Annotated in this window: 8 protein-coding genes; 5 read left to right on the top strand and 3 right to left on the bottom strand. The window is 57.2% G+C overall.

The window, feature by feature from the left end; genetic code table 11:
- Nucleotides 1–29: 29 nt before the first annotated feature.
- From speB to AC3IP0_RS16300, 3 genes are all read left to right on the top strand, one after another.
- Nucleotides 30–986, top strand: a complete 957-nt coding sequence (gene speB / locus AC3IP0_RS16310) for an agmatinase (protein WP_489325307.1) — start codon at nt 30–32, stop codon at nt 984–986.
- A gap of 163 nt (nt 987–1,149) precedes the next feature.
- A complete protein-coding gene (locus tag AC3IP0_RS16305; protein WP_489325306.1) occupies nt 1,150–1,770 on the top strand; it encodes a tyrosine-type recombinase/integrase in 621 nt (206 codons plus the stop codon).
- 897 nt (nt 1,771–2,667) lie between these two features.
- Nucleotides 2,668–3,018, top strand: a complete 351-nt coding sequence (locus tag AC3IP0_RS16300; RefSeq protein WP_489316147.1) for a BON domain-containing protein — start codon at nt 2,668–2,670, stop codon at nt 3,016–3,018.
- Between the two features lie 198 nt (nt 3,019–3,216).
- On the opposite strand, the gene AC3IP0_RS16295 is transcribed toward AC3IP0_RS16300, so the two are convergent.
- Nucleotides 3,217–4,110 carry a LysR family transcriptional regulator gene (locus tag AC3IP0_RS16295; RefSeq protein WP_489316146.1) on the bottom strand — a complete coding sequence of 298 codons (894 nt, stop codon included), beginning with the start codon at nt 4,108–4,110 and terminating at the stop codon, nt 3,217–3,219.
- Nucleotides 4,111–4,209: 99 nt separating this feature from the next.
- Between AC3IP0_RS16295 and AC3IP0_RS16290 the strand changes: the two genes are divergently transcribed.
- Together AC3IP0_RS16290 and AC3IP0_RS16285 are read left to right on the top strand one after the other, a co-directional pair.
- Nucleotides 4,210–5,352 (top strand): alpha/beta hydrolase, encoded by a 1,143-nt coding sequence (locus AC3IP0_RS16290; protein ID WP_489316145.1) that lies wholly within the window; start codon nt 4,210–4,212, stop codon nt 5,350–5,352.
- 45 nt (nt 5,353–5,397) lie between these two features.
- Nucleotides 5,398–6,609: an MFS transporter gene (locus tag AC3IP0_RS16285; RefSeq protein ID WP_489325304.1), complete on the top strand. Its 1,212-nt coding sequence runs from the start codon at nt 5,398–5,400 to the stop codon at nt 6,607–6,609.
- Between the two features lie 294 nt (nt 6,610–6,903).
- On the opposite strand, the gene AC3IP0_RS16280 is transcribed toward AC3IP0_RS16285, so the two are convergent.
- Together AC3IP0_RS16280 and AC3IP0_RS16275 are read right to left on the bottom strand one after the other, a co-directional pair.
- Nucleotides 6,904–8,037 (bottom strand): ATP-binding response regulator, encoded by a 1,134-nt coding sequence (locus tag AC3IP0_RS16280; protein WP_489325302.1) that lies wholly within the window; start codon nt 8,035–8,037, stop codon nt 6,904–6,906.
- A 49-nt stretch (nt 8,038–8,086) separates the two neighbouring features.
- Complete coding sequence (locus AC3IP0_RS16275; RefSeq protein ID WP_489325301.1) at nt 8,087–12,949, bottom strand: HAMP domain-containing protein; 4,863 nt, start codon at nt 12,947–12,949, stop codon at nt 8,087–8,089.
- Nucleotides 12,950–13,220 lie beyond the last annotated feature (271 nt).

Here is a 13,220-nt window from a genome sequence, read left to right as displayed (position 1 = left end):
CAGCTTCAGTAACCCGCATTGAGAATCCCATGCTAAATGACAATTCGATAATCGATCAGGCGATGACACGTGACAGCCTGTATGGCACCGAGGGTGAACCGACCTACGGTGGTATCACCAGTTTTATGCGGCGTCGCTACACCCGCGATTTGCGTGGTGTGGATATCGCCATCAGCGGCATCCCGTTCGATACCGCGACCAGCAATCGACCGGGCAGTCGCTTCGGACCGCGGGCGATCCGCGAGGCATCGGTACAGTCCGCCTGGGCGCGTCACTGGCCTTGGGAATTTGACCCGTTCGATCTACTGGCTTGTGTCGATTATGGCGATTGCTATTTCGATTACGGCACCCCAGAGCAGACCCCAGCGGCGATCAGGGCCCATGCCGAGCGGATTCTGGCGGCGGGTACTGCGATGCTGACCCTGGGCGGCGATCACTTCATCAGTTATCCGCTGCTGCAAGCTCACGCGGCCAAGTATGGTCCGCTTTCCTTGATCCATTTCGATGCGCACCATGACCTGGAGTCCGACGGCGAGGACAAGCGTATCGACCACGGCTCGATGTTCTATCACGCCGTCCGCGAAGGGCTGGTTGATCCTGCACGGTCCATCCAGATTGGCCAGCGCACGACCAATGACGACGTCATGGGCTTTCAGGTGCTGAATGCCAGTGAAGTGCATGATCGCTCTACCAAGGAACTGGCGGAGATTATCCGGGTGCGCGTTGGCGACCATCCGGTCTATCTCACCTTCGATATCGACTGCCTCGACCCGGCATTTGCCCCAGGCACGGGGACGCCGGTCTGCGGTGGACTATCGAGCCATCAGGCCTTGGCGATTCTGCGAGGTCTGCGCGGTATCAACCTGATCGGCATGGACGTGGTGGAGGTAGCACCGCCCTATGACCACGCCGAGATTACTGCGCTTGCCGGGGCCGCGTTGGCGATGGAGATGATCTGCCTGTATGCCGCGCGGCATAAGCTGTAAACCAGTGGTCTGGACAGCTACAGACATTTTTCGACCAGTTGCTCTAATGACAGCAACTAGCCGGTTTCTGCCTGTCCCCACCGGCCGCTTTAGGGTCGGATAGCGACCACCAGCCATTGTGACTGATCCACCCTTGTCCTCCCCTCAACGTGGAGGACGAGCCATGAATACTATTGCTAGATACCGCTATCAGCCTTGGAACAAGGGAAAGCTTGTCGGGCAGAAAGCTCCGCTTCGAGTCAGAGATATCTGGGCTATCCGCGTAAGACTTCAGCTTGCTGAGAAGACGCATGATTTGGCGCTTTTCAACTTGGCCATTGATAGCAAGCTGCGTGCCTGTGACTTAACCAAGTTGCGAGTTCGAGACATCGCCCATGGGGAGCATGTGTCGTCACGGGCCATCGTGATGCAGCAAAAAACTCATCACCCAGTGCAATTTGAAATCACTGAGCAAACTCGAACAGTTCTGGAGGCTTGGATGCACCAGGCGCGTCTCCGCAGCGAGAACTTCTTGTTCCCGAGCCGGTTGCACGCCTCGGACCATCTTTCCACCAGGCAATACGCTCGAATAGTCAAAGCGTGGGTGACAACCATTGGCCTTGATCCAACTATGTACGGAACCCACACGCTAAGGAGAACCAAGGCTTCGTTGATCTATCGTAGGACGAAGAACCTGAGAGCAGTTCAACTCCTGCTTGGTCATTCGAAGCTTGAAAGCACTGTCAGATACCTGGGAATCGAGGTCGATGATGCCCTGGAAATGGCGGAACAAACGGAAGTCTGACTATCCATAGTGACGGTCGATGCTTGACCGTCGCTATCCGACCCATAGCTGCCTGTCAATAACGGCGAAAATCGGCCATGAGAACGCACTTGGACGATGGTTGGCACAGCAGTTGAACGAAGCCCATCATTACCCAAAGATAGGCCATGCATCCAAAAAACTGGACATGTACCAGCAGGCCGTAGCATGCGTTGGCAACCCTCAAGTCATTGTGTTACCCGGGCCGCATCCACTGTCCGTTTTCCAATCTGAACACGGTTCAAAAACCTGATCTAAGCTCAATTGCGCTTGGGCTAATCCTCAGCCTCAGCCTTGTAAAAGCGCCGCGGTAGTCCAAATGCTCAACCCCGAGAAAGGAGCTAGCAATGAACAAAGGCTTTCAGCTCGCTCCGTTTATTTCCTTGGCGGTGAGTGCTTTTGGCCGATTCTGTTGAAAAAGTCGACCATGGTTTCCGCAGCAGAAAAGTATGCGTCCGAGATTGAAATATATACTTTCGGCAGAGGCTTCCGGACTCAGATTTCACGTAGCAGTGTGCAAAAAAGGCGTTTTAACCAGTCAATGACCAGGCTGTTTGGGCGTACCGACTTTTTCAACAGAATCGGTCGTTTTCTGTCGGTCGAGATCGGCAGCTATGGGTTGATCAGGGCTGATCGCAGTAAGGACTGTTTGGAGTGCTCTGTAGGTGTTGCGCCTGGCACAGAGCGACCAAGGCGGACGTTCACGGGGACAGCGCTCTGACCGCAGGCAACGGCCGTACTATAATTAATTTCTGTCAATGTTTGCGTGGCGAGCGCTCCAAAACGAATCAGGTATCCATAGCGTTCACCTGACGGGCAGAGGGCGGCACAGCAAATGGGATGGACAGTACGTCTGATTACGCGAGAGAGGGTTCAGCCATGAAAATTCACTCCTTCCAGCATTACTCTCATGGTCTGGAAATGACCGTTCACGATGCATGGATTACCGCCAAGGTGAAGTCGGCCCTGGCATTTTCCGATCCGACCCTTAGCCTGCATATCAATGTCAAAACCCATGCGGGCATAGTGGGGTTAAGCGGCCGCGTCAACACTCATAGACAGTGTGAACAGGCCATTGGTCTGGCCCGTTCGGTTCATGGTGTCGCCGAAGTCGATGCCAGCGACTTGCAGACACATGTGTTCACACCAGGGAGTTTTCCAGAAGCGCCCAACGCCGAAGAGAGCACTGAGCGCCGGCCACAATCGTCAACAAAGATGGACGACAAATGATAATGGCAACTTTGTAGGCGCCGCGTTCCCAGTCGGGAACCGAGGGCGGAGGGAAGCTGAATGCCTGTGTGCCCCAGAGTGAATCGCCCATGGTTTCGTGGACATTTCCGACTGGCTGCTTATGGCCGAATGCTGCCCTCTGACGAGGGGCAGCCACCGATCCATAGCAGACGTTGCAGCGCGTCGAATACAGAACGCTCAGCGTCTATATTTCAGCGCCTCGACCAATGCAGAAAAGGCCGGAGATGCCTGGCGTCTGTTGGGGTAGTACAAATGGTAACCCTGAAACTCGGGACACCAGTCAGCCAGGACTTCTTTAAGTCGGCCGTCGGCCAGATACGGTGCGACCAATTCCTCTGGTACGTAGGCCAGACCAACGCCATCAACGGCGGCATTGAGAACATGCATGATGCTGTTGAAAACGAGTTGCCCATCTGCCTTGACCGTAAACGCCTGGCCATCTCGTTCAAACTCCCAGGCGTAAATCGCCCCTGATGGCCGGTGGCGGATATTGACGCAGTCATGGTCAGTCAACTCATGAGGTGTTGTGGGTACCGGGCGGTGTTCGAAATACGCCGGGGATCCCACCACCGCCAACCGCCAATCCGGTCCTATGCGAACCGCAATCATGTCCTTGCTGATCGATTCGCCCATGCGAATGCCAGCATCGAAGCGTTCCTCGACCACGTTGGTGAATCCATAGTCGACGTAGAACTCCAGTGTGATATCCGGATAATTCTTCAAGAAGCCTGCAAGCATCGGCCGAATGCACAACTCAATCTGATCGTCAGTACAGGAAATACGAATCGTGCCACTGGGCTTGTCCCGTAATTCGCTCAAGGCTTCAAGCTCGACAGCGATCTGATCGAAAAGCGGGGCGATCGAACGCATCAATCTTTCTCCCGCCTCTGTGGGCGACACATTGCGTGTCGTGCGGGCCAGCAGACGTATCCCCAGTCTTTGTTCAAGTGCCCGGATCGTATGACTCAACGCAGAAGGAGTGATGCCCAGTTTCGCGGCGGCCTTCGTAAAGCTTTGATCGCGCGCCACTGCCAGGAAAGCTTGGAGATCGTTGACTTTGGGGTTTGCCATTGCTGAGCTTTTCTCACAACTACATGAAGATTATGCCTACTAATCAGGATGTCTCGAATCCGTCAAGCTCTGTCACCTATCTGGAACGGAGTAGTGAAGATGAGCGAGACACCTGTAACCCTCCTTGAATCGACAGAAGCCTTGAGCCCTCCAGGTCTTGCCAGACGCGAATTCGTAAAGGCCACCGGCGTCAGTATTGCGGCTCTGGGCGTTCTTTCGATCGCAGGCGGGTCGGCCTTCGCAGCTGACTCGAAAAACGCTGTCAGCCCGCCGGAGGGCGCCGACAATTTTTACAAAAGCGACAAGGTCACTGTGCATAAGGTGACCTTCAAGAACTCATACAATCTTCAAATTGTGGGCAATCTTGTAACGCCCAAAAATCTGGCTCGAAACGTTAAAGCGCCGGCGATTATCGTCGGTCATCCCATGGGAGCGGTCAAAGAGCAAAGCTCCATGCTCTATGCACAAAAGCTGGCGGAACAAGGCTTCATCACGCTGGCGATTGACTTGCCGTTCTGGGGAGAGAGTGAGGGCCTGCCTCGTAACCAGGTCGCCCCCGAAATGTATGCCGACGCATTCAGTGCTGCGGTTGACTACCTGGGTACGCGGGACTTCATTGATCGCAAGCGTATCGGCGTACTGGGTATCTGTGGCAGCGGTGGTTTTGCTATCAGCGCGGCCAAGATGGATCCTCGTTTGAAAGCCGTGGCCACTGTCAGCATGTACGACATGGGCGCGGTTACCCGTCATGGTCTGGGGCACTCAGTGACTGTCGAGCAACGCCAGGCCATGCTCGCCAAAGCCGCCGAGCAACGCTACGACGAGTTCTCTACCGGGCAAATGCAATTTCTGAACTATTTGCCGGTGCAGCTTGGTGAAGATGCAGACCCAGTGACTCGTGAATTCTGGGACTTCTACCGTACGCCACGCGGCATCCATATCCCTCATGGCAGAGCATTGGAACTGACGCAAAACCGCACCTTGACCAGTGAAGTCAGGTTCGTGAATTTCTATCCATTCAACGATATCGAGACGATTTCCCCGCGTCCGCTGCTGTTCATCGCTGGCGATCAGGCGCACTCCAGAGAGTTCAGTGAGGACGCCTACCAACGCGCCGCCGAACCGAAGGAACTGGCCTGGGTTGCCGGGGCCGGTCACGTGGATCTTTACGACCGCGTGAACTTGATTCCCTGGAGCAAGCTCACCGCCTTTTTTACCCGGCATCTGACGATGGTTGGCTAAAAGGCCAGAGCTTCAGCCAACAACTATTTGATGAGAGGTTTTTGCATGACGGCTCAAGTATTCGACACCCCGGCAAGTGATGCCCTCGGCACGCCGGGGACGGAGGAGCAGCCGGCTTACTGGAGTGGCATCTTTGCGATGACGCTGTGTGTATTCGCGCTGATCGCCTCGGAGTTCATGCCGGTCAGTTTGCTCACACCGATTGCATCGGATCTGCAAATCAGTGAAGGACTGGCCGGGTATGGGATCGCCATTTCCGGCGCCTTCGCGGTGCTGACAAGCCTTTCGATTTCCAGGCTTGCGGGCTCATTGGACCGCAAGACGCTGTTGCTGCTACTGACCGGGATTATGTGCGTGTCGGGGCTGGTAGTCGGTCTGGCGCCAAACTATACGGTGTACATGATTGGTCGTGCGCTGATCGGCGTAGTGATCGGCGGGTTCTGGTCGATGTCGGCGGCAATGGCCATGCGCCTGGTACCGTCCCATAGCGTGCCCAAGGCGTTGGCAATCTTCAACGGCGGCAATGCTTTGGCAACCGTAGTGGCCGCACCACTGGGAAGCTATCTGGGGAGTGTCATCGGTTGGCGGGGTGCTTTTTTCTGCCTGATTCCGGTAGCGATCATCGCGTTGATCTGGCAGTGGATCAGCCTGCCAGCCATGACGGCGGCGCCGCGCAAAGCGGGCGCTGGCAATGTCTTTCGATTGTTCAAGAGCCCATTAGTCAGTTTCGGCATGTTGAGTGTGGGCACTCTCTTCATGGGGCAGTTTGTATTGTTCACCTATCTGCGCCCGTTCCTGGAGACCGTCACTGGTTTAGATGTCTCCACGTTGTCGATGATCCTGCTGGTCATCGGCGTCACGGGTTTTGTCGGAACCATTCTGATCGGCACTTTCCTGAAAACCGGCATGTACCGCGTCCTGGTCTGGATTCCACTCTTGATGGCCGCCATTGCACTTTCCTTGATTGTCCTTGGCGGCGGAGTCGTGGCAGCTTTTGTATTGCTGGGGCTGTGGGGCCTGATCGCGACGGCGGCACCTGTGGGGTGGTGGTCGTGGCTGGCCAAGGCGTTGCCCAAGGATGCTGAAGCCGGGGGTGGCCTGATGGTGGCAGTCATTCAGCTATCCATTGCGCTGGGCTCTACCCTCGGCGGGCTGCTGTTCGACGGGAGCGGCTATCGCATGACATTTCTCGCAAGCGCTATCTTGCTGGTACTCGCCGCGGTGATGGCCTTTTTCACATCGCGAAACCAGGTTTAATAGAAGGCAGACTTGAGTTCGCCCGCAGTGCGCACGAAGAAACAGTTTTAAACAAGGCAGGCAACTGTCCGTAGTTTGCCGGATCGGATTTGATCCAACGTCTGCCATTGGCTGTGGAATCAACCGGTCGATGCAACAGATTGGCTAAATTGTTCAGTGGGCGTTTCGTAGTTTAGTGTTTTCCAAGGGCGCCAATGCGCAGCGATCTGGCCACTCTCGAAGCCATTGCCATAGTCGCAGTCTGGTTGGCCCGCCCGATGAACACGGGCCATAGCACTTTCAGTGCCATCCGGATCAATCGAGTGGCAGCGATATCGTTAATCTCGTTCCTTTGTCCGGTGCGCTGTCTATCGTGAACTCCCCGCCCAGCATGCTGATGCGTTCCTTCATTCCCACCAGCCCGAACGAGTTCAATTTTTTGCGATCCGTCATGCCTACGCCGTTGTCCTTGATCTGCAGGTAAAGCCGGCGACCCTCCCTGGAGAGTTCGATATGCACCTTTGTTGCTTGGGCGTGCCGGGCAATGTTCGACAGCGATTCCTGCACGATGCGGAACAGCGTCGTGGCGGATTTTTCATTCAGGTCGCAACGGAAATTTTCGTCTTGCGCCGACATCGTGCAATCGATCGCGCTGCGCTGCCGGAACTCTTCAAGTTGCCACTCGATCGCAGCCTGCAATCCCAGATCGAGTACGGGTGGTCGAAGATCATTGATGATACTGCGGACACTGCGGATGGCTGTATCGAGGTGATTCAGAGCATCGCTGGCCTTTTCGTTGAGCTTGGGGTGCATGGTACTGGTGCGCGCCTGCAACATGGAGACATCGATTCGCAACGCCAGCAGACTCTGTCCCAGCTCGTCATGGATGTCGCGTGCGATCCGCTTTCGCTCTTCTTCCTTGATGTGCTCCTGATAGGAGGCCAGCTCACGCAACTGCAGCTTCGATTGCAGCAATTCTTCGGCCTGCATCGTCAGTTTGCGCTGCAAGTAGAACAGGTCGACAAACACCTGGATCTTGGCGCGAAGCACCTCGGCCACAATCGGCGAGAAGATGTAATCCACTGCGCCGGACGTATAACCGCGGAAACGCTCGGAATCCGTTTCGGCCTCCGCTGTGACGAAGATAATGGGCGTGTGGGCCGACTTCGGGCGGCCGTGAATGAGTGCAGCGGTTTCAAAACCGTCCATCACTGGCATTTTCACGTCGAGCAGAATGACGGCGAAGTCGCGCTGCAATAGCAGGCGCAGCGCCTCGCGCCCGGAAGTCGCCGTGGCAATATCGAGGCCCATGTCGGCAATCACTGCGGCGAGCGCCGTAAGCTTGGCGGGATTGTCATCCACCAGCAACACGGATGCTGGCACGCCATCAGGCGGGAGCGGGTGCCGCACCTGGGCTCTCTCATTGAATACCGGAGGTTCCTGCTGCATGTTTATGCCACTTCTGTTTGCGCTAGCGCGCAATGAGCGCGGTACCGCGTCATCGATAGAGCCATTTGCGCATCAGTGACAGCAGCTGGTCGGTATCCACCGGCTTGCTGACATAGTCCGAGGCTCCTGCCTCGATGCACTTTTCACGGTCACCCATCATTGCCTTGGCCGTCAGCGCAATCATGGGCAGGGTTTCAAATCTCTTGAATGTACGGATCTGGCGCATGGTTTCAAAGCCATCCATCTCGGGCATCATGATGTCCATCAGCACGATGTCGGTATCGGGCTGCTGCTGCAGCAGTTCTATGGCGGTTCGACCGTTTTCGGCCGTGGCCACCAGCATTTGGTTGCACTCAAGCACGCTGGTCAGGGCAAAGATATTGCGCACGTCATCGTCGACCACCAGGGCCTTTTTACCCTCGAGACTGTCCGAACCCTCATAGAGTTTTTCCAGCATCCTGCGCTGGGTCTGCGACAGACTGGCGACGACACGGTGTAGAAACAGTGCGGTTTCGTCGAGTATGCGCTCGGGGGACTGAACGGCCTTGATGACGCCCTTGCCGAGCAGTGTCCTGAAACGCTCGTGTTCCGGCTTGGTCAGTGTATCTGCACCATAGGCGACGATCGGCAATTCACGCATGGCGTGGTCTTGCTGCAATGCCTCGAGAAAGCTGATGCCGGATGCGTCGGGCAGTTTGAGATTGATTGCCATGCAGTCGTAGCGTTTCTTTGCCAGTGTCTTCAAGGCTTGCGCGCCGCTGACGGTCGTTTCGATCTTCACGTCGGTGTTGCCGAGCAGATCGAGGATGCGGGCGCGGCTCCCTTCGTTGCCGTCGATGAGCAGCAGATTCCTGGTCTTGCGCCGAGCGAATGCCACGATGCCGACCAGCGCATTTTGAATCTCGTCGGCTGTGACCGGTTTGAGCAGATAGTCGAAAGCGCCATAGCGCAGCCCGCGTGTGTGGTCGTCAGCGGTCGAGATGATCTGGACCGGGATGTGACGCGTGGCGAAATTGCGCTTCAACTGCTCGAGCAGCGACCAGCCATCGATGTCCGTCAGGCCCGGGTCCAGGGTGATCGCGGCGGGTTTGAAGCGCTCGACAAGCTCCAGTGCATCCGCGCCACGGGTCGTGACGATAGCCCTGAACCCCTTCTGGCGAGCGGCCTCGAGCAGAATGCTGGCGAATCGGGCGTCGCCCTCGAGCATCAGCAGCACCTGGTCCCCAGGTTGGACAGACTCGCGGTCGTCCAGTATCTGTACAGACGGACCTGGCATGAGGTCGCGCTTGGCTTGGCCAGGTACTGTCTCTGTCGCTGATTCGTCTGGCATCTGACGCTGGGCATCCTGTGTCCGCAAGGGCACGTACAGCGCGAAAGTACTGCCCTTGCCGGTCTCACCGGGGATCAGCCGCAGCTCACCACCCAGCCGGTGTGCGAGCTCGCGGCTGATCGACAGGCCGAGGCCGGTGCCGCCGTACTTTCGTGAGGTTCCGGTATCTCCTTGCTGGAACGCTTCGAAGATGAGCTTCTGCTTGCCGGCAGATACGCCAATGCCGGTGTCGGTGACCACGAAGGCGACCACGGTATCGGCACGATTGAGTTCGCTGTTGTCCACGCTCCAACCGGACACAACGGGCGCGATGCTGATCTTGACGCTGCCTTGCTCAGTGAACTTGAAGGCGTTGGACAGCAGATTCTTGACCACCTGCAGCAGGCGCTTTTCGTCGGTCCAGATGACGGGGGGCAGGGCAGGGGCCAGTTCAATCGTGAAGGTCAGGCCCCGGCTTTCGGCGACTGGCCGGAAGGTGCGTTCGATCTGGTCGTGCAGATCGGCGAACAGCGCTTCATTCAGATCCAGAGTGACCGTTCCCGACTCGATCTTGGACAGATAGAGAATCTCGTCGATCAGCTCCAGCAGGTCTTTGCCCGCGCTACGGATGGTCTTGGCATATTCGACCTGCCGGGGCGTGAGATTGTGCTCCGCGTTGTCGCTGAGCTGCCGGGCCAGGATCAGCAAGCTGTTCAATGGCGTTCTGAGCTCATGGGACATGCTGGAGAGGAATTCGGACTTGTACTTCGAGGTCAGCATCAGCTGCTCCGCCTTTTCCTCCAGCGACAGCTTGGTGATTTCGACTTCGCGGTTCTTGCGCTCGACTTCGGCTTTCTGCTCCGCCAGCAGTCCAGCCTTGTCCCCCAGTTCCTCGTTGGTCTGTCTCAATTCCTCTTGTTGCTTTTGCAGCTCCTGCGCCAGCGATTGCGACTGCTTGAGCAGTTCTTCGGTACGCATATTGGCTTCGATCGTGTTGAGCACGATACCAATCGATTCAGCAAGCTGATCAAGGAAGGTTTGATGAATGATGCTGTAGCGCGTGAACGAAGCCATTTCGACGACGGCCTTGACCTTGTTCTCGAACAGGATTGGCAACACGATGATATTCAGTGGGGCGGCCGCACCCAGTCCCGATGAAATCGCGACGTAATTGGCGGGTACATCGGTCAACAGGATGCGCCGCTTCTCGTAGGCGCATTGCCCGACCAGGCCCTCGCCGAGCCGCCACTCATCGTTCACATTGATGTTGCCCTTGTACGCATAAGCGGACAGCAGTTTGAGTTTCGCAGGATCGGGCGGGTTCTCGTTCATCATGTAGAACACACCGTGCTGGGCGTTGATCAGTGGAGCCAGTTCAGACAGCACCATCTTGGAGACTGCCGCCAGATCGCGCTGGCCCTGCAGCAGACGGTTGAATTTCGCGAGATTGCTCTTGAGCCAGTCCTGCTCCGCGTTTTGCCGCGTGGTTTCCCGCAGGTTGCGGATCATCTCGTTGACGTTGTCCTTCAATTCCGCCACTTCACCCTTTGCTTCCACCTCAACGTAACGAGTCAGATCGCCCTTGGTCACGGCAGTCGCCACGTCGGCAATTGCGCGCACCTGATTGGTCAGGTTGGCCGCCAGACCGTTCACGTTGTCGGTCAGGTCGCGCCAGGTGCCGGCAGCACCCGGCACGTTGGCCTGGCCCCCCAGCTTGCCCTCGACCCCCACTTCACGCGCCACCGAAGTCACCTGATCGGAGAACAGCGCCAGCGTATCGGTCATGCCGTTGATGGTGTCGGCCAGTTCGGCGATCTCGCCCTTGGCTTCCAGTGTCAGTTTCTTCTTCATGTCGCCGTTGGCTACTGCGGTCACCACTTTCGCGATGCCTCGCACCTGGCTGGTCAGGTTGGCCGCCATGAAGTTCACGTTTTCGGTCAAATCCCTCCAGGTGCCGGACACGCCTTGCACCTGTGCCTGTCCCCCAAGCTTTCCTTCGGTGCCGACTTCGCGCGCCACCCGCGTCACTTCGGCGGCAAAGCTATTGAGCTGGTCCACCATGGTGTTGATGGTGTTTTTAAGCTCCATGATTTCGCCCTTGGCTTCCACGGTAATCTTGCGCCCCAGGTCGCCTTTGGCCACCGCCGTCGTCACGTCAGCGATGTTGCGGACCTGATTGGTCAGGTTGGCCGCCATGCTGTTGACCGAGTCGGTCAAGTCTTTCCAGGTTCCACCGACGCCCGTCACCCTGGCCTGGCCACCGAGCTTGCCGTCAGTCCCCACTTCGCGAGCCATGCGCGTCACTTCGTCGGCAAAGGTCGAGAGCTGGTCCACCATTGTGTTGATGGTTTCCTTGAGCTGGAGAATTTCACCTTTCGCTTCGGCTGTGATCTTGCGTGACAGGTCGCCGTTGGCCACCGCCGTCGTCACGTCGGCAATGTTGCGCACCTGGGTGGTCAGGTTGGCCGCCATGCCGTTGACCGAATTGGTCAAGTCCTTCCAGGTACCGGACACGCCGGTCACTTCGGCCTGTCCGCCCAGTTTGCCTTCGGTACCGACTTCCAGCGCGACGCGTGTCACCTCCGAGGCGAAGCTGGAGAGTTGGTCGACCATCGTGTTGATAGTGTTTTTCAGTTCGAGAATCTCGCCCTTGGCTTCAACGGTAATTTTCTTGCCGAGGTCGCCGCGCGCCACCGCCGTCGTCACCTGTGCGAGGTTGCGCACCTGGGTGGTCAGGTTGGCCGCCATGCCGTTGACCGATTCGGTCAGGTCGCGCCACGTCCCTGATACGCCGCGCACTTCCGCCTGACCGCCCAACTTGCCTTCGGTACCGACTTCCAGCGCCACGCGGGTCACCTCCGCAGCGAAACTCGAGAGCTGGCCGACCATCGTGTTGATGGTGTTTTTCAGCTCGAGAATCTCACCCCTGACTTCGACGGTAATCGTCTTGCCCAGATCGCCTTTGGCCACCGCGGTCGTCACGTAAGCGATGTTGCGCATCTGGGTGGTCAGGTTGGCGGCCATGTCGTTGACGGAGTCAGTCAGGTCTTTCCAGGTGCCGGACACCCCTTTGACATTGGCCTGCCCACCGAGAATCCCTTCAGTGCCGACTTCGCGCGCCACGCGGGTCACCTCGGAAGCGAAGGAGCCCAGTCGAGTCACCATGGTGTTCACGATCCTGGCGGATTTGAGGAACTGGCCCCGCAGTTTCAGGCCGTCTAGTACCGGTGGTACCTGCTGGCTCAGATTACCCTCGGCAACCGAACCGATAACGCGAATCATCTCGCTCATCGGGCTGATGAGGTCGCTGGTCAGCGCATTGCTCGAGTTGACGATCTTTTGCCATGAGCCTTTCATCATCGGCAATTGGATACGCTCATCGACCTTGCCCTGCTTGCCGATCAGTCGTGCCACGCGTTCGAATTCGGTGGCGGTGTCGGCCGCCATGTCGATGATCTCGTTGAGCGTGTCGGCGATCTTGCCCGGCATGCCGGTCCAGTCTTCCGGCATACGCGTGGTGAAGTCACCATTGCGCAACGCCTTCAGCGCTGTCAGCAACGTCTTCATGTCGAAAGTTTCGATCGGTGTCGTCACTGTGGCCATGTCTATGTCCAGTCAAGATGGATGCCACGCGCAAGGCGTCATGCGGGAGCCGGCATTGCAGTATTGACCATGCTGAAAGCTGAGCGTTGGCTTACGAAATATTAGCAAGGTTGGCGCAATGCCCCGGATCCTGGGGAAATTGGCCGGGAACAGGCCGTTCCAACCGATAGCACCGGCAGTCCGGAGTAGTGAGCACTAACGCCTGAGGCAAAAAGTGCAAGTGTGCTCTGTGCCTGCTAACGTCAAACGCTGCAGCAGATTCCATGGCTTG

Source organism: Pseudomonas sp. GL_103 (assembly GCF_057835175.1).
The sequence above is the reverse complement of the archived record's forward strand: the minus strand, read 5'-3'. Positions and strand labels throughout refer to the sequence as shown.